Here is a 17,294-nt window from a genome sequence, read left to right as displayed (position 1 = left end):
ACGTATGGTTGGTGACCTGCTTCAGGTCATGGATTCCGACACGAGTATATTATCCAGATTTCCACTCCAACCTACAAGGTTCAGACCAATATATTCGCGTTCTCACGAAAGTTCTGTAAGATATGATACAAAGTCAAAAACGAACACAGGGAGGCCTGCCAGATGCTGCAATGCTCATTCGGTTCTTTGTTATCCACAGCCACGACGGCTTTCACAATTCTTTTTTCACTGCTCCTGCACAGTCCGATTTCTCTTTGCGCTGACCAGTCTACTCTAGTAGATATTGCTCATCGTTCTCCTGTCGATGTGGTCCTGGCCAAAGATGAATCCTGGCTGGTAACGGCTAATGAAACCTCCGATTCGATCACTCTTGTCGACCTGGTCTCAGGCAACTGCATTGATGAATTGAAGTGTGGCGGGCAACCTGCATCAATCGTTTTATGTCTGAATGGTCAACACCTCCTCGTCAGTTGTACGGGTAGTGGAGAGATACTGCTCGTCCAGATTGATCAGAGTAAACTTCTCAAGAAAGCCACCATTTCCGTCGGCTACGAACCTGTCGGACTAACCGTTACTCCCGATGGTCAAACCGCATTTGTCGGATTGACCGCGACTGGCGAAGTCGCTCAGCTGAATTTGCAGGAAGCACGAGTCGAGCAAAAATTTGCCGTCGGAGCCTGGCCGCGATATCTCGCAATTTCTCCAGATGGAACTCGCCTGGCCATCGCCTGCAGTGGGGACAGCAAAATCGTCGTTGCCGACGCTATCAAAGGCGAAGTCCTCTACGAAGAACGTCTCATCGGCGGCATTAACATTGGGCACATGCAATGCTCCGAAGATGGAAAGTATGTTTACTTCCCATGGATGGTCTATCGCAGCAATCCAATTACCGTCGGAAATATTCAACGGGGCTGGGTACTCGCCAGCCGAATTGGAAGAGTCCGGCTCGATGGCCCGGCTTATCGGGAAGCAATCTCTCTGGATGTACCCCAGATGGCAATCGCCGATCCGCATGGGCTGGCAATGAGCAGCGATGGCAATCGGCTCGTCGTCTCCGCTTCGGGCACCCACGAGTTATTGATTTATCGACGTCCCGACCTCCCCTTCATTGGGGCTGGTGGTCCGGGGGATTTGATCGATTCTACATTGTTGCGAGATCGCGATATTTTTTCCCGCGTCGATGTGGGGGGGCGTCCCATGGGCATGGCCATTTCAGCCGACAATAAAACTGTGTATGTCGCCAACTATATCAACGACAGTGTGCAGAAAGTGGATGTCGAGTCTCGAAAAATCGTTCAGGAAATCTCACTGGGACGCACTCCTGAAAAGACCTTGGCCCGACATGGGATGGAACTGTTTTACGATGGTCAGAGAAGTCTGGATCAGTGGTACAGCTGTCACAGTTGCCATTACAACAGCGGCGTCAATTCCAAAGCGATGGACACGATGAACGACGGCAGCACGCTGACGATGAAAACCGTCCTGCCGTTGTATCATTTGCAGCAAACCAGCCCCTGGACCTGGCATGGCTGGCAATCCGATCTGCAGGATGCCATGCACACCTCATTCACAACAACCATGCTGGGTAATAGCATTAATGATGAAGAAGCCAGAGCCGTAATGGCGTATCTGAATGAACTCCAACTCCCGCAGAATCCCTTCAGGAATCCTGATGGTTCCTTAACCGAAGCTGCAGTTCGAGGAGAAAAGATTTTCCGTAGTGAGCAGGCTGCCTGTGCCAGTTGCCACAATGGCCCCTATTTTACAGACGGAAAAATTCACGACGTCGGCCTCGGTTCCGCAGAGGATTACTACAATGGCTACAACACCCCGACACTGATCGGCCTCTATCGAAAAGTTCGCTACCTGCACGACGGTCGATCCAAAAGCCTGGAAGATGTCCTGACTGGAGACCACGCTCCCGAAAAGGTGAGCGGAGAAAGAGCGTTATCCCCAGAGGAGTTGAGCGATCTGGTTGCTTATTTGAAGTCTCTTTGAGTCACAAATGATTCAGTATTTTTTGAACCACAGAGGCACAGAGAACACAGAGATTTGTCGGTTAGAACCGGCGGGTAGCTGGGGTCTTAACGCAGCCACCCGGCCAATAACCTCAAACGTCTTCATGACCATTGTTATGAAACACAAATGAATATGCAAAAATCAAAATTTCGTCACGGTGATATTTTTGCAGTTCCTCTTCCTGATGGAACCTTTCTCCCCGGGCGAATTATGTTAGATATTTATGGATGCCTGAAAAGACGGCTATTTCCGGAAGATTCCCCTTTGCCGGGACTCGGGTGAGCGGTTGTTGTTGAGATGTACTCAAAGCCAATTACCGATTTGGAATTTCAGAAGTCTGAGATTTTGATTCCAGGAGCCTATGTCGTTAATGATGAATTCGGAAATGGCTGGCCAATTATTGGAAATATTCCTGTTGATCCAAAAACCGTCAGTTTCCCAGAAACGTTAATTGGTCACATGCATGCTCGTGGGGAAGTCGCATTTGAGTGTGGCGAAATTAGCATTCCAATTAAAATGGATTTATCAAGGCAGCGAGAACTTGGTGTATACAAATCACCAAAGAGTACTTTTCTGTGGCCAATGATGTGTTTGACACAGATGGATCGGTTGGATTTAATTCCAGAAAAATATCGACATTGTTGTGGCTTATCCAACAGTGATCTTCGCTATTCCAAGTATCGCGACATGATCTATAAATTATTGCCGATCAAGAAAACGGATACATATTTCGAACAACAGAAGCAGATGGGTTTAGATTTTGATCGTTTGTACGATTAGCTGAGCAAGATGCGTTCAATTGATGACTATGGAGGTGCCACGGCTCACAGAGCCGTGGCACGATTTACGCATCGATCATCCAGCCTTGTTGGTCAGACCATCGGTTTGCACGAAACCTGTTGCCTGTGCCTGAGGCAGTTTCAATGTGAAGCAAGTTCCTTCGCCGACTTTGCTGTCGACTCGGATGCGGCCGTGGTGGGCTTCCATGATGTCTTTGCATAATGAGAGTCCGAGTCCGCTGCCCCCCTGCCCCGATTCATCAGCCGTTTTTGTCGTGTAGAAGGTCTCAAAGATATGAGGCAATTTCTCGGAAGGAATGCCGCTGCCGGTATCTTTGACGGAAAGAATTGACCACGGGCCAGAAGGATCTGAGCCAATTGTAATGGTCATGGTGCCGCCTGGTTCCATTGCCTGGCGGGCATTGATGATCAGATTCAAAAGGATCTGTTGAATCTGACTTGGATTCACATTCGCTTGGGCGTTGGCCGTAATGTTTTTTACCAGGCTGATGCGATGTTTCTGCAGATCTTTTTCGACCAACACGAGCACATCATCTGTCAGTTGAACAAGGCTGTGCACATCGGTTTGACTGCCGCGATCCTTCGCATAAGCCAACATTCCGGTCGTAATTTTCGCGGCGCGCTGACCAGCGGCCAAGATTTTGTCGAATGCTTTATCGCGTGTGGCGGCATCCTGATGACGCAGGCCCATTTTCGCGTAATTGATGACCGTCGTGAGAATGTTGTTGAATTCGTGTGTGATCGAAGAGGCAAGCACGCCGACGGTGCTCATCTTTTCGAGATGCAGCAACTGCTTCTGCATTTCCGCGAGCCGGGCCTCAAGCTGAGAAATTTTCGAGGCTTCGTGGGAAGATTGCGATGCGGTGTTGTGGTCGGAAGATTGTGACATTGAAGAAACAGAGTCCTTTCTGGTTGCCGCGGGATCTGGCGGCTCACTGATTTTGTACCTCATTGAACCAGGTACAGTTGCAGGCAGGTGCGATTCCTTTCACACGTATCAGCAACATCGACTTCCCAACGCGATTACTTTTCATGCAAGTCTTGCGAAAACATGCTCGGCTTGAAAAGCTGTCTGCTATCCCGATTACGGCAACTTCGGACTCTAGGCAATTCGGGGAATTCTCTGTCGATTTCATGATTGTAAATTTTACAAACATCACTCATAACTGTAACCTCAAGAGTGCGTTCGCCACTCGATACAATCACTTTGCACTGCCGCCATTAAATCCATAAAGTCAAGGGCTTTTCATGTCTCAATTCGATCAGGATGAAGTCTTTTCCCCCGTGGACAATGAGCCGACGGCTCAAACTCGATTGAAAGAACTCAAAGCCACTTTGCCAGAAGGAGTCGCTTTCCATCTGGAATCTGTCTTTCCGAAAGTTAAGGGGTGGGGTTGGAAAAAAGCATTCAAAACCAAACTGCAGTACATAAAAAACACTCAGGAAATCCTGCAGGATTCTCTGCATGAAGGTGAAGAAGTCCTCTACATCTCCAAAGGGACGCGCTATTCCTTTCTGGAGTATTACTTCATGGGGATTTGGGCGATGATGATCAATCACACCGTCTTTGTGCTGACGAATCTCCGACTGGTGATGATTCATTCCAGTTCTAAAGGCAAACCCAAAAAAACACTCTGGATGATTTACTACAGTCAGATCGAAAAGTTCAAAGGATCCTGGAATGGAATGCTGAACCTGAAACTCAAAGATGGGAAAAAACTTGCGTTCAGCGGTTTTCCGAAAGCGGACCGAAAAACAATGCCTGTGATTTTTCAGGAGGCGTTGGATCGGTATCGGGAATCCGGGTTTGATCCAGAGTCTTCACAATCCCTGGAGAATTTGTGCACGCATTGCAAAGATAAAGTGCCTAAACATGAACATGATTGTGACAATTGTGGAGCGACATACTGGAAGCCCTCCGAATTGGCCTGGCGGAGTTTTATCTTCCCCTCCTGGGGGGATTTTCTAATGGGGCATACCACAATTGCCATCCTCGAAATGTTTGGCGGCATTATGACCTGGACGACCTTTGTCGTCCTGTTGGTCTCGGGGATTCAAAATAGTAATCCCGAGGATATTATTGTCGCATTTTTTGTGGTTGGTATTGCTCATGGTATCGATGCTGCAATTACCGCTCATATTGCAGGAAAAGGGTTGCATCCGAAAAAAGGACCGACTCCGCTGGAAACAGAATCGCCTGCATGAATAGCAAACAACTTTTGTGGTACGCTCTGTGCCCCTTATGAGCTTCAGACGCATCGTACTTGTAAATATCTAGATCTGAGGCGGTATTACAAAAAAAATCGACTGCGAGAACTATCAATTCACGCAGTCGATTAAATTTGAGCTTGTTCTACTCACTCTCAAAACGCCTGGAGATGGGGAACATTCTGAGACATTTGTGGCATCCATTCCGCGTGAGCCTGTGGTCCATGATGGCTGCTCATTGGCTGGAAACTCTGCTGCGGAATATAGCTTTGTGAAGGCTGATAAGGCATCGATGAGTGATACCCGGGGCCTTGCTGATCCAGCTGCATATTAGGCATACCTGGCTGATACCCAGGAATGCTGGACTGATAATGCGGGTTGGTGGCAATCCGTGGAGCCGGAGCCCAACCTTGTGTCATTGAGGGATTCGGAATATGCCCCAGCATTGGTTGTGAGTATTGAGGTTGAGCCTGATTCTGTGGTGTCCATTGAGAATGGGCCACCTGATGGTGCTGATAAGGGTATTGAACGGGAGTCTGAACCATTGGATATGTTTGGGGCTGGTACTGCTGACTGATTTGAGGGGCAGCAAATTGCGGCTGATTCATGTTTGGTTGTACGTATTGAACAGTTGAGAATTGTGGCTGTCTCATCTGTGGATAAGTCTGCGTGAACTGCGGCATCTGCGGATTTGACCAACCAGCCTGCATGATCTGACCCTGATTGTTAGGCGTCATATTGGGAGAACCTGCCAGCATTGTGGGGGCAGCAGAGGTCGGACTGGAATATTGCCGCTGACGAGCAGAGGCAAGTTTCGATTGCACCTGGTGCTTTCCGGGAGAAACAAACAAAGCTCGTTCGTACATGGCAACCGCATCGTTTGTACGCCCCTGCTCCTCATAAACTTGCCCCAGTTGAGCAATTGCATATTCATTGCGTGGGTTCACTCTCAATGCCTGCTGCAACGACTGCTCGGCTCCTTGAGTATCGCCATTTTTCTGCTGAAGCCAGGCCAGTTCCACGTGCGATTCGGCCAGATAAGGCTGAGAACCTGCCCAGGCAGTCAAAAGCTGTTCGGCTTCTTCAGTTCGTCCTTCATCCACCATCAACGAGGCCAGCCCGTGATAGGAAGGCTGGTGTGAAGGATTAAGATTCAGCGCCTGATGATAAACCTGCTCGGCTTGAGCAGTATTTCCTTGCTTCTGCATGGCAGCTGCCAAATTGTATTGGTAATGAGGATTGGTTGGGTCGTCCATGACAGCTTTACGAAACTCATGTTGAGCCATCGCGTAGTTGCCAACTTCGTAATAACCTTGACCAGACTCATTCATCACAAAACCTGATGTTCGCATGCAGCCACACAAACTGAAAAGTGCGGCTGTTGACAGCACCGTTCCGGCGATAAGTCCAAGTCGATGAAGACAAGCAATCATGTGAAAACCTCTTTGGAAGACGTTCGAATCGAAAGGGGGGATCGAATTCAAGATGTCTCAGGGAAAGAGCAGCTCGAGAGGCTGCGGTGGGATTGGGGGGAAGGTAATTCCGCTCATCGAGTGAGTCGGGATATGATTTCGAATTAAAAGTTATCGGGTTTCCGGAATTCGCTCAAGAGGAATGAAAAACCAGCCGAACTGACTCCGATTGTGGTAATTGTTGCAAACGGTCGCTAAATTCTGCGTGAATCGCCTGCGGTTTTGGGTATCAAATCAGCAGAAAATTGGTTAACATATATGATTCGTACTTTTCGGATTGAAAACAGACTTTAAAAACAGTGAGGGGAGGTGAATTGCGTGGTTAAATTGCGTCTACGTGAAGGGGAAGCGGTGACCGATGCGGTCAAGCGTTTCCGTAAGCTCGTCGAGCATAGCGGCATCAAAAAAGAAATGCGCCGTCGTGAATATTATGAAAAACCGAGCGAAACCAAACGACGCGCCCGCAGACGTGCAGAACGTCGCGAGCAAATTAACCTACGTGCAAATTAAAGTGGAAACACTTTGAGTTCACCGCGTATCGAATATAAAAAGCACACTCAGTACTGAGTGTGCTTTTTTCATGGATCGAGTGATGTAAGAATCAATGAAAAAGGGACTGATCTTTCAGTCCCTGAAGTTAGCCACTGCCGACAATTCTAAATGCCGTGTGCCTTCGCATGTACGATTATTTCCCTAAATCGCTACATTTGCCCAGGCAGAACGCGGAAAATTAGATTTGGGAAATGTGCTAGAAATCAGAAATTCGCTCTCCGCCGTTACGTGTCGCTAAATTTCCAAGGACAGCCCGACTAACGACTTTACTAATGTCTCTTGTGGAACCATCGCACATTGAGAAGATGACAAGCCCATCGTGCCAACTTCCGAAAGTGAATGCGGGATTCGAACCAACTGCAACAGGAGGTCCACTGCCTCCGCCTCCAAAGACGTCGTCAAATTGATGAGTTGAGCTATCTCCTGAGCCTGGAACGACTGCACAACAGGAAGATCGCCCGTCAGCCCAGAAACCGAATAAGGAGTCACCAACCATTAAGGTAGTCGTCATTCCATCGGGAATATCTCTGTCAGAAACTGAACTGTTACGATAAAGAATTCCATTGTTAACCGGCGTACCATTTATAGCCTGAGTAGACCCTGGAGCCCAGTTCCGACCGGAATTCCCCTTGTAGGTTGTAAATCCAAATCCCTGCGGACGATTACTTGGTAATGATGCTGATGGGCATTTATAGGAGGGAATATCCACTTTGGCCGCTTGCAGATTATTACTGTACCAAGCCCCTGCGACATTAAACTTGGGAATGTTGGTATCTGCACCAACCGAAACCTTCAGATCCATTTCAGACATCATCAGAGCATGCCATGACCAGTAATTTTCGATATACCAATTATTGACCTGATATTGTGGATTTGATTCGATATTAAAAATTGCGGGTTCCTGGAACTGAAGTGGATACACGGTACTGTACGTAAGCCCAAACCCTACTGGATATGAGGTCCCATCAATGAATCCGTCCCCGTCGTTATCGATATCAGCAACTCCGTTGTTATCGACGTCTAGTGGATCGACGTAAATGTAGCCGGAGGGGAAGCTTTTGTGAGAATCGAGATAGTTGTGAGCTGCGAGTACAATTTGGTGCAAATTGTTACGGCAGCCGGTTCTTCTCGCAGCTTCGCGGGCGCGTTGAACAGCTGGTAACAGCAGAGCGACCAGGGTCCCAATGATGGCGATAACCACCAGCAGTTCCACCAGTGTAAAGCCAGCCTGACTTCTGCTCTTTCGGTTTTTATGCGGGTGACCTTGCATCGGCACCATGGAAATTTCTCCAGAAAAATGTTCGCGTTGACCTGCAGAATTGTCTGCGGAGTATGAAACTCTGGCCTTGCTGAAATTGTTACCTTGGATTGCTTAACCAGTGATTTAATTGGTGGAGATTGCTAAATCGTTGAATCGACTTAACCAACTCCACCATCAGCTCACTCTAAGTTGTGTTCAGATTACCATGCTCATTAAATAAATGCAAATTGTTACATTCGTCATGATCCGGAAAGTTATGAAACGGAATTTCTCCCGCTTAGGATCATTAACGCAGGAAAAAACCGTCGATCTACAGAAAACATCGATTTTCATTAATGGAATTGGAAAATCAAGATCTTCAGCGGGGAAAAAGTTACCAGTCGCGGCAAATGAATTCTATTTTAAAAAGTCAAATGCTTACCGATCACAATTTTAACATGATTAACATCTCTCGGTTCAGCCAGCAGACGGCTTAACCAGCGATGGTCTGTCCCACGCTTGTGCGGCGGAGAATTCCAGGGAACTACTTTGGCCAGTTCCGTTCGCACGCAAAGGCACATGGTATCGATATCCCCGGGCTGGACTTTTCCCGACCAGGTTCTGGGAATCTGCACAAAACGTCTGTTGGTGACTGACCAGTGCTCCGCCTGAACAATGCCAATATCATGTCCTTTGGTGGTGCAATATAAGGCAGTCAGAGCGTGAGGTTCGTACAGATTATCATCATCCCAGAAGCAGACATATTCCCCCTGAGCGTGAGCGATTCCCAGATCCTTAGCGGCTACGCCATAGCATCCCTGGTTAGTTTCTAACTCGAAGTATCGTGAATTGGAATGCTTCACCAGAGCAGCCGCGATGGGATCGGGACCATCGGAAATGACGAGATGCTCAATGGATAATCCACCAAGTGACTGCTGAGAGAGTTGCTGAAGTAAACCAGCCAGATGTTTTTGACGCTGCCAGGTACTTGTGATGACAGAAAGTTGAATGGTTGTGGCCGACATAATTTGCATCTCCTCAGGACATCATCGAATCGTCTTGTGAAGATGGTTTAGCACTACTATTCAGGGATGCAACAAGTAATTCCGATATTCACTGTTTGAATAATAAACTGGACTCGCATTTTAATACTACAAGCACGAAGCGCAAGCGAGTGTGTCAGGTTTGAAAAAACTCACTCGCTTGCGCTTCGTGCTTGTATTTTGTGTAATGGCATCGAGCGTCAATTTCATCAAGCACAGCCTGACCTACTGTTGCCACTCGCGAACGGTTTTCCAAGCGAGCAGTGCATCTTGAATCGCAGCGACATCGTGCACGCGGATAATATCGGTCTGTTGTTCAGCCAGGGCAATGGCCACTCCAATCGTCCCAGCCAGGCGTTCTTCCATTTCCCGATTGAGGACTTTTTTTAGAAATCGCTTGCGGGAATGTCCGATCAGAACAGGACGCCCCGATTTCCTCAGCTGCTTAATCGAAGAGAGAATTTCCAGATTATGCTCAGCGGTTTTTCCGAAGCCGATGCCAGGGTCGAGGACAAGTCGAGTGGAATCGATTCCCTGTTCGTTGAGCATTTTCAAACGAGCCTGCAGCCACTCATCAATTTCCTGCACACAATTTTCATAATGCGGGTTTTCCTGCATTGTTTGCGGCGTCCCCTTGATATGCATGCAGACAATCCCCGCATCAGCTTCCCGGCAGACTTCCGGCATCTGTTCATCGAAAGTCAATCCAGAAATATCATTGATGATTTCCGCTCCTGCAGACAAACAGGCCTGAGCAACTTCGGCTTTGGTTGTGTCGATGGAAATCGGAATCGCTGTTTTCCCCGACAGTGCTTCAACGACTGGCAAAACTCGACTGATCTCGTCTTCGGTCGAAACAGGCTCTGCTCCCGGACGAGTCGATTCACCACCGATATCGAGGAAGTCTGCACCCTCTTCGACCAATTGCAGGGCATGCTCAACGGCTGACTGTGTTTGCAGAAATTGCCCGCCATCCGAAAAGCTGTCGGGAGTCACATTGACAATTCCCATGATGAGCGGATGTTTGCCTAGCTGATACTCACGCTTACCAAATTTCCAGGGGCGAATGGACAAATCCGAATTCAAATTCTGCGGATTCACGATTTCATGATCCCTTCGACAGGATGATGTTCTTCGACTCCAGTCAAACGCACATCCAGACCTTGCGCTCGGAAAGTGAATCGGGAATTGTCGATCCCCATACAGCGGAGGATTGTCGCATTCAAATCGTGAATGTGAACGGGATTTTCAATTGCGTTGTAACTGAAGTCATCGGTTTCGCCATAAACAACACCGGGCTTAACACCTCCGCCGGCCAGCCAGACACAAAAGTTTCTGGGGTGATGATCGCGACCATAATTTTCTCGCGTCAACTTCCCCTGGCAATAAACCGTTCTACCGAATTCCCCGCCCCAAACCACGAGCGTATCGTCAAGCATGCCCCGCTGTTTCAGATCCTGAATCAATGCCCAGGCTGGCTGATCGATATCGTGACATTGATTCGGCAGATCGCGGGCCATGTTTGCATGTTGGTCCCAACCTCGATGGAAGATCTGCACAAAACGGACATCCCGCTCAGCCATGCGACGAGCCAGCAAACAACTCGCTGCGAAGGTGCCCGGCTTGGTCACTTCGTCGCCATACATTTCGAGAGTCTCTTTTGTCTCCCCGGAAATATCGACGAGATCGGGAACAGAGGCCTGCATCCGAAATGCCATCTCTGCCTGTTCCACACGGGCACGCGTTTGGGGATCGCCCCACGATTCGTAAGTTTGGCGATTCAACTCAGCCGCCCGATCCAACATGCTGCGGCGAGTTTCCCGATCAATCCCCGGAGGATTTGAAAGAAACAGGACAGGATCACCTTGCGAGCGGAGTGAAACTCCCTGATATTTCGTTGGTAGAAATCCTGAACCCCACAAGCGGTTGTATAACGCTTGAGCTTCCGGGCGTCCTGTCCAGGTAGGAGTCATTACGACGAATGAAGGAAGATTATCGTTCATGGAACCGAGTCCATAGCTGAGCCACGCACCCAGGCTCGCTTTTCCCGGCAATTGATTTCCCGTGCAGATGTAAGTGATGGCGGGATCATGATTAATCGCTTCGGTATGAACCGTTTTCACGATGGCAATATCATCAACCATTTTCGCAGTGTAAGGGAGCAGGTCGCTCACCCAGGCGCGGGATTCGCCGTATTGAGCAAACTTGAATTTGGATGGGGCGATCGGCAGGGAAGACTGACCGGAAGTCATCGTTGTGATTCGTTGTCCTTTCTGGACATCAGGCATCTTGCGAAGATCTTCATTGAACAGATCGTTCAGCTTGGGTTTGTAATCGAAGGTGTCGAGTTGGGACGGTGCTCCAGCCATGAACAGATAAATGGCCCGCTTGGCTTTCGGAGCAAAGTGAGGCAACTCGGGGAGACCGGCATTATTGCTGGCCATCGCGAGGCCTCCCATATTCAGAGAAGCCAGAGCTGCGGTTCCCAATCCGAGCGAAGCCTGTCCGAACAGGTGCCGTCGCGTCATGTGCAATGCACGATTGAATTCGTCTCGCATGGGAATCGGATTCATGTCTTCAACCTCAGTCGATGGAGTGAAGGAGTTGTAACATATTGACACCAGCGAGCGATTGTTCATTCCTGGTGATAGTCGTATCAGTATGCGCTAAATTCATTCTTGTTGTCGAATCAGTGATCGTCAATCGAAAAGCTGATACGCCCGACAACCTTCCAGAACTCCGCTCGTGGCGGATGATTTGGCGTGATACATTCGGTTGGTGTAACCAAGTTTATGATGTTCCTGTGCGACTTGATCGACAATTTTCTGATTCGTGTTATTCACCAGGATCGCACGAAAGCCACTGACAAAAGCCGCGTAATCATTACCAGAATCGCCCGCGAACACGATTTGAGAATCTTCGTAACCAGCAAAGTCCGCCCACCATTTGAGAGCATAAGCCTTGGAGATATCCTGTGGCAATAAATCGACGAGTCCATCGCCATTGAAGGGATCGACACTACAAATCAGCGACCAGGGAATTTCCTGGTCTTCGAGAATTTCCAGCATGTTTTGTTCGATATCACTGAGCTGAGTTTCATCGGCATAGAAGCTGAGCTTGTAAGGCCCCTGCTTAAAGGCTTCCTGCTCTCTCAAACCAGGGATTTTGGAAGCATATTGCAGAACATCTGTTCGTGGACAGGCTTTGACAATTTCGTGTTGATGCTTTGCGTACTCGTGCAGCGGTTCGAGTTTGCCGGTGGCGTTGCGTCGACAGATTGTGCTGCCGACATCGCAAATCACCCAGTCAGGTTCCGGCAGTCGAAATTCCTGCTGAGCTTTCTCGACTGATTGCAAATGTCGTCCCGTTACATAAATAAGTGGAATGCGGTTCTCTTTCAGTGATTGCCCCAAGTGCTGCAGATCTCGTTGTTGCTCTGGTTGACCATCGAGGGGGATTAATGTTCCATCCAAATCGGACGCCAGAATCGCATGTGGACATAATGTCATTTAAATCTTAGCCTGAATTTGCTATTGTTTAAAAAGAATTATAGGACAAGATGGTTATACCATCGTAACGAATAGTCATATTTTCTGCGAACAGGCGTAGTGATTATCAGTTGAAAATGTGGCTAAAACCAGATTTTGACGGGCTCATACTGGACGTTGAACGGACAGTATCTTTGATCTCTTAGTGGTCAATGAAACTTTGTGGAAAATATCTAGCCAGTCAGAATCGCTTACTCTCCAGGATGACATGAGCGAAACGAAATTCTCCGACGCTAAAATTGCCTTGATCAGTCTGCATGGTTTAATTCGTGGCCATGAACCTGAACTGGGACGTGATGCCGATACCGGTGGGCAGGTCAAGTATGTGCTTGAGCTGGCTAAGGAACTTGGGCAGAGAAAAGATGTTTCCGAAGTCGAGTTGATTACCCGGCAGATTTTCGACAGTCGTGTCAGTGACGACTATGCTCAGGTCGAAGAACAACTGGCAGATAATGTCCGCATCATCCGTTTACCATTTGGCCCCAAAAAATATCTTCGCAAAGAAGCCCTCTGGCCTTACATTGAAATGTTTATCGACCAGGCTTTGATCCATTTCAAACGACATGGTTTGCCCGACATTATTCACGGACACTACGCCGATGCAGGTCTGGCAGGGGCTTACCTCTCCCGATTGCTGCATATTCCGTTTGTGTTCACGGGTCATTCACTTGGACGTGTGAAACGGGAACGCTTGATGGCTAATGCCTCCAATGCCGCGAATATCGAGAAGACATACAACCTGACCCAGCGAATTGAAGCGGAAGAATTCGCCCTCGAAACCGCGGCTATGGTGGTGACTAGTACGAATCAGGAAGTCGAACAGCAATATGGCATATACGATCACTACATTCCTGCTCGCATGGAAGTGATCCCGCCCGGTGTCGATCTGGATTCGTTTACAACGGATCCGGTTGATGCGGAGAAGACTCCCATTGTGCAACAACTCAATCGTTTTTTGCGAGAGCCAGACAAGCCAATTATTCTGGCGATGGCTCGTCCCGATGAGCGGAAAAATCTGGAAATGCTCGTCAAGATTTTTGGGGAAAGCGAGAGACTTCAGGAAGCCGCCAATCTGGTGATGATCCTCGGTACACGCGAGGACCTCCGCGATTTGCCCAAAAGTCAACGCAAGATTATCCGACACGTGATGACCATCATCGATGTCTATGATCTGTACGGAAAAATTGCCTATCCGAAATCACACCACCCTTCTGAAGTACCTTTGCTTTATCGGTACGTCACACAGACACGCGGCGTATTCGTGAATGCCGCTCTGACGGAACCATTTGGTCTCACTCTGCTTGAAGCGGCTGGCTCAGGACTGCCTATTGTCGCCACCAACGATGGGGGGCCGCGGGATATTATTGCCAACTGCAAAAACGGCTTGCTGGTCGATCCGCTCGATGAAAAAGCGATAGAACATGCCCTGCTCAGGATATTAACCGATCCTGAAAAATGGGATGAGTGGTCAAAAAATGGACTCGAAGGGGCTCGCGAACATTATGCCTGGTCGAATCATGCCCGTCGATATCTACGGGATTTGAATGATATTCTTTCGACTTCCCCACCACCGGCGTTGGCCAGCCCTGCGAATCGGCGGCAGATCCCCAAGTTTGATCGGATGATTATTACCGATCTCGACAACACGTTGACAGGCGATGATGAAGCCCTGCACGAGTTAATCGAAATGATCAAAGCGAACCCGAATGTCGGCTTCGGAATCGCGACGGGGCGGCCGCTGGCCAGTGCAAAGAAGCTGATTGAAGAATTAAACCTGCCGATGCCCGATTTTCTGGATATCGCCGTCGGAACCGAGCTGTATTACGGCAAAGATCTGGTACTCGATACCAGTTGGCGGAATCAGATTGGCTATCAGTGGAAACGGGATGAAATCTGCGAGGCTTTGTCGAGTTTACCGGGTTTCTACATGCAGTCGGACGATCATCAATCGGAATTCAAAATTAGTTACGAAATCGATAAATCCAAGGCTCCCAATCTGACCGAGATCAAACGCACATTGCGGCAGGCGGGTTTGAAGGCCAGTGTTGTTCTTTCGCTCGATATGTATCTGGATATCATTCCCGTTCGAGGCGGAAGTGAATACAGTATGCGACATTTTCTGTATCGCTGGGGTTTTGCTCCGGAAAAAGTGCTCGTTGGCGGAGATTGCGGTAATGATGAAGGAATGCTAAAAGGGCGGACGTTAGGTGTTGTCGTCGGAAACCACAGTCCTGAGTTGAATCGACTCAAGAAGTGGCCCCGAATTTACTTCGCAGAAGGGCATCACGCGCGGGGTATTATTGAAGGGATTCATTACTATCAATTCCTGGACAACATCATCATTCCAAACGACAGTGTCGATGAGCAACTTGTTGAAAACCAATCCTGAAGCTGAAATTTCACTAAGACGACTCCGACCACGACTTGAACGCTTCTGGCAAACGACCGAAGCGAGTCAGGAGGAAATCCGTGATTTTGATGAACGACTCACAGAGATCTGGCCGCGTTTATTTCGCCTGCTGATCGAACTGTATGGGGATCGCTACGATTTTTTCTATCATCTGGAAGAAATTCTCCTTTCAGCTGCCCGTGCCTGGTGTGACCGACCACAGGATCTGAAAGAACTCGATCGACATCGCGTCTATGAAGACAACTGGTTCCGCTCCGAAAAACTCGTTGGCGGGGCACTTTATGTCGATCTCTTCAGTGAAAATCTGGGACGGCTGCGCGACTGCATTCCCTACTTCAAAGATCTGGGACTGACCTATCTGCATCTGATGCCCCTGTTTGCCGTCCGCCCGGGCGATAACGATGGTGGTTATGCAATCAGCAATTATCGTTCAGTCGATCCCCGTCTCGGAACCATTGAAGATTTACGATTACTCGGAAAAGATTTACGGGAAGCCGGTATTTCACTCGTGCTCGATTTTGTGTTCAATCACACGTCTGATGATCACGAGTGGGCAAAACAGGCTCAGGCGAACGATCCTGAGTATCGAGACTTCTATTACATCTTTCCTGATCGCACAGTTCCCGATCAGTATGAGCGTACGTTACGTGAAATTTTCCCGACCGTACGGCGTGGGAATTTCACCTGGCACGATGGGATGGAACAATGGGTCTGGACGACCTTCAACAGCTATCAATGGGATTTAAAGTATCGTAATCCAGCCGTCTTCCGGGCGATGCTCGAAGAGATGTTGTTTCTGGCAAATGTGGGTGTCGATATCCTCAGGCTCGATGCGGTTGCCTTCATCTGGAAACAGATGGGAACCTCCTGCGAGAATCTTGAGCAGGCTCATTCGGTCATTCAGGCGTACAATGCACTAGCAAAACTGGCTGCTCCCGGACTTCTGTTTAAGTCGGAAGCGATTGTGCATCCCGATGATGTGGTCCGGTATATCTCCCCGGAAGAATGTCAGATTTCTTACAACCCAACGCTCATGGCGTTGTTGTGGGAGTCGCTGGCAACACGTGAGACAAAACTGATTCGACAATCAACCAGTCATCGGCATCAATTGCCTGAAGAAACGATTTGGGTGAACTATCTCCGCTGTCACGATGACATCGGCTGGACTTTCGATGACCAAGATGCTGCTCACGTCGGCATCAATGGATACGATCATCGTCAGTTCCTGAACAACTTCTACACGGGTCAATATCCTGGCTCATTCGCGCATGGTGTTCCCTTTCAGCATAACCACGAAACGGGTGATATGCGGATTTCCGGGACGATGGCTTCACTCGCCGGGCTGGAGCAGGCGATTCAACAAAACGATGATCAACTCAAAGATCTCGCGATTCGCCGTATTCAGTTGCTGCATGGAATCACGCTCTCAATCGGCGGGATTCCACTCTTATATCTCGGTGAAGAATGGGGCATGTTGAATGATTACGATTTCGTCAAAGACCCCGCCAAAGCCGGGGATACTCGTTGGATTCATCGCCCGAAAATGCGCTGGGAATTTCTCGAAGACCTTGGCGATCAACTCGGTTCCGATGAACGCATGATTCGTCGTCGCCTTTTCAATTCTGTTAAACGGATGATCGCCCTGCGAAAGTCGATCCCGGCCATCAGCGGCCTGGATTTGGAACTTGTCCCACTGGTCAACTCGCACGTCTTTTGTTTTGTCCGCAGTCAGGGAGGAGATCGCCTGATCGTAGCAGGTAACTTTTCAGAAGAACCTCAGGAGATCTCAGGAAACCTGCTCCGAACTGCAGGTCTGGGGCGATTCTTTGAAGATGTAATTTCAGAAACCACTTTCCAGACATCTTCCGACTTGAAACTGGATCCTTATCAAGTCGTCTGGCTGAAGCGAGTTTGATTGCTTTTTTCGAGGCGAGCCGAGCCAGTTATGGCTCGGGTACGGTCGATTCCACCTCGTCTTGATTGTTAATTTCGCATAATGATC

General features: G+C 48.7%; 13 protein-coding genes. 6 read left to right on the top strand and 7 right to left on the bottom strand.

Going from position 1 to position 17,294, the window contains the following annotated elements; translation table 11 throughout:
- The first annotated feature begins 162 nt into the window (after positions 1-162).
- Both Pan54_RS02985 and Pan54_RS02980 read left to right on the top strand, forming a co-directional pair.
- On the top strand, positions 163-1,998 hold the full coding sequence (locus Pan54_RS02985; protein WP_146502088.1) for a cytochrome c peroxidase: 1,836 nt from the start codon (positions 163-165) through the stop codon (positions 1,996-1,998).
- A gap of 318 nt (positions 1,999-2,316) precedes the next feature.
- Complete coding sequence (locus Pan54_RS02980) at positions 2,317-2,799, top strand: hypothetical protein (RefSeq protein ID WP_146502087.1); 483 nt, start codon at positions 2,317-2,319, stop codon at positions 2,797-2,799.
- 75 nt (positions 2,800-2,874) lie between these two features.
- Here Pan54_RS02980 and Pan54_RS02975 read toward each other — a convergent pair whose 3' ends face one another.
- Positions 2,875-3,708, bottom strand: a complete 834-nt coding sequence (locus Pan54_RS02975) for a sensor histidine kinase (protein ID WP_146502086.1) — start codon at positions 3,706-3,708, stop codon at positions 2,875-2,877.
- Between the two features lie 359 nt (positions 3,709-4,067).
- Here Pan54_RS02975 and Pan54_RS02970 point away from each other — a divergent pair, with 359 nt between their 5' ends.
- Positions 4,068-5,024, top strand: coding sequence for a hypothetical protein (locus Pan54_RS02970; protein WP_146502085.1), 957 nt, complete (start codon positions 4,068-4,070; stop codon positions 5,022-5,024).
- Positions 5,025-5,182: 158 nt separating this feature from the next.
- On the opposite strand, the gene Pan54_RS02965 is transcribed toward Pan54_RS02970, so the two are convergent.
- On the bottom strand, positions 5,183-6,460 hold the full coding sequence (locus Pan54_RS02965; protein ID WP_146502084.1) for a tetratricopeptide repeat protein: 1,278 nt from the start codon (positions 6,458-6,460) through the stop codon (positions 5,183-5,185).
- Between the two features lie 357 nt (positions 6,461-6,817).
- Between Pan54_RS02965 and rpsU the strand changes: the two genes are divergently transcribed.
- A complete protein-coding gene (rpsU, locus tag Pan54_RS02960; protein WP_146502083.1) occupies positions 6,818-7,009 on the top strand; it encodes a 30S ribosomal protein S21 in 192 nt (63 codons plus the stop codon).
- A 238-nt stretch (positions 7,010-7,247) separates the two neighbouring features.
- On the opposite strand, the gene Pan54_RS02955 is transcribed toward rpsU, so the two are convergent.
- The 5 genes from Pan54_RS02955 to Pan54_RS02935 all read right to left on the bottom strand — a co-directional run bounded on the left by Pan54_RS02955 (position 7,248) and on the right by Pan54_RS02935 (position 12,843).
- On the bottom strand, positions 7,248-8,330 hold the full coding sequence (locus tag Pan54_RS02955) for a DUF1559 family PulG-like putative transporter (RefSeq protein ID WP_146502082.1): 1,083 nt from the start codon (positions 8,328-8,330) through the stop codon (positions 7,248-7,250).
- A gap of 383 nt (positions 8,331-8,713) precedes the next feature.
- On the bottom strand, positions 8,714-9,316 hold the full coding sequence (locus Pan54_RS02950) for a glycosyltransferase family A protein (RefSeq protein ID WP_165441554.1): 603 nt from the start codon (positions 9,314-9,316) through the stop codon (positions 8,714-8,716).
- A gap of 243 nt (positions 9,317-9,559) precedes the next feature.
- The gene (gene folP, locus Pan54_RS02945) at positions 9,560-10,435 is read right to left on the bottom strand and encodes a dihydropteroate synthase (RefSeq protein WP_242631204.1); all 876 of its coding nucleotides are present in this window, start codon (positions 10,433-10,435) and stop codon (positions 9,560-9,562) included.
- Positions 10,432-11,907, bottom strand: a complete 1,476-nt coding sequence (locus Pan54_RS02940) for a DUF1501 domain-containing protein (RefSeq protein ID WP_146502080.1) — start codon at positions 11,905-11,907, stop codon at positions 10,432-10,434. Before Pan54_RS02940 ends, folP begins: the two co-directional genes overlap by 4 nt.
- Before the next feature lie 126 nt (positions 11,908-12,033).
- Positions 12,034-12,843 carry an HAD-IIB family hydrolase gene (locus Pan54_RS02935; protein ID WP_146502079.1) on the bottom strand — a complete coding sequence of 270 codons (810 nt, stop codon included), beginning with the start codon at positions 12,841-12,843 and terminating at the stop codon, positions 12,034-12,036.
- A 247-nt stretch (positions 12,844-13,090) separates the two neighbouring features.
- Here Pan54_RS02935 and Pan54_RS02930 point away from each other — a divergent pair, with 247 nt between their 5' ends.
- Entirely contained in the window at positions 13,091-15,271 is a 2,181-nt protein-coding gene (locus Pan54_RS02930; RefSeq protein ID WP_146502078.1) for an HAD-IIB family hydrolase, read from the top strand.
- Entirely contained in the window at positions 15,243-17,207 is a 1,965-nt protein-coding gene (locus tag Pan54_RS02925; RefSeq protein ID WP_146502077.1) for an alpha-amylase family glycosyl hydrolase, read from the top strand. The genes Pan54_RS02930 and Pan54_RS02925 overlap by 29 nt, the downstream gene beginning before the upstream one ends.
- Positions 17,208-17,294 lie beyond the last annotated feature (87 nt).

The organism is Rubinisphaera italica, from assembly GCF_007859715.1.
Classification (GTDB): Bacteria; Planctomycetota; Planctomycetia; order Planctomycetales; family Planctomycetaceae; genus Rubinisphaera; species Rubinisphaera italica.
Note: the sequence above shows the minus strand (reverse complement) of the source record. Positions and strands in the feature narration are given on the sequence as shown.

Excerpts from the sequence above, each read along its gene's own strand:
- Pan54_RS02985 (WP_146502088.1), top strand. The coding sequence starts at position 163 with ATGCTGCAATGCTCATTCGGTTCTTTGTTATCCACAGCCACGACGGCT.
- Pan54_RS02980 (WP_146502087.1), top strand. The coding sequence starts at position 2,317 with ATGTACTCAAAGCCAATTACCGATTTGGAATTTCAGAAGTCTGAGATT.
- Pan54_RS02975 (WP_146502086.1), bottom strand. The coding sequence starts at position 3,708 with ATGTCACAATCTTCCGACCACAACACCGCATCGCAATCTTCCCACGAA.
- Pan54_RS02970 (WP_146502085.1), top strand. The coding sequence starts at position 4,068 with ATGTCTCAATTCGATCAGGATGAAGTCTTTTCCCCCGTGGACAATGAG.
- Pan54_RS02965 (WP_146502084.1), bottom strand. The coding sequence starts at position 6,460 with ATGATTGCTTGTCTTCATCGACTTGGACTTATCGCCGGAACGGTGCTG.
- Pan54_RS02955 (WP_146502082.1), bottom strand. The coding sequence starts at position 8,330 with ATGGTGCCGATGCAAGGTCACCCGCATAAAAACCGAAAGAGCAGAAGT.
- Pan54_RS02950 (WP_165441554.1), bottom strand. The coding sequence starts at position 9,316 with ATGTCGGCCACAACCATTCAACTTTCTGTCATCACAAGTACCTGGCAG.
- Pan54_RS02940 (WP_146502080.1), bottom strand. The coding sequence starts at position 11,907 with ATGAATCCGATTCCCATGCGAGACGAATTCAATCGTGCATTGCACATG.
- Pan54_RS02935 (WP_146502079.1), bottom strand. The coding sequence starts at position 12,843 with ATGACATTATGTCCACATGCGATTCTGGCGTCCGATTTGGATGGAACA.
- Pan54_RS02930 (WP_146502078.1), top strand. The coding sequence starts at position 13,091 with ATGAGCGAAACGAAATTCTCCGACGCTAAAATTGCCTTGATCAGTCTG.
- Pan54_RS02925 (WP_146502077.1), top strand. The coding sequence starts at position 15,243 with ATGAGCAACTTGTTGAAAACCAATCCTGAAGCTGAAATTTCACTAAGA.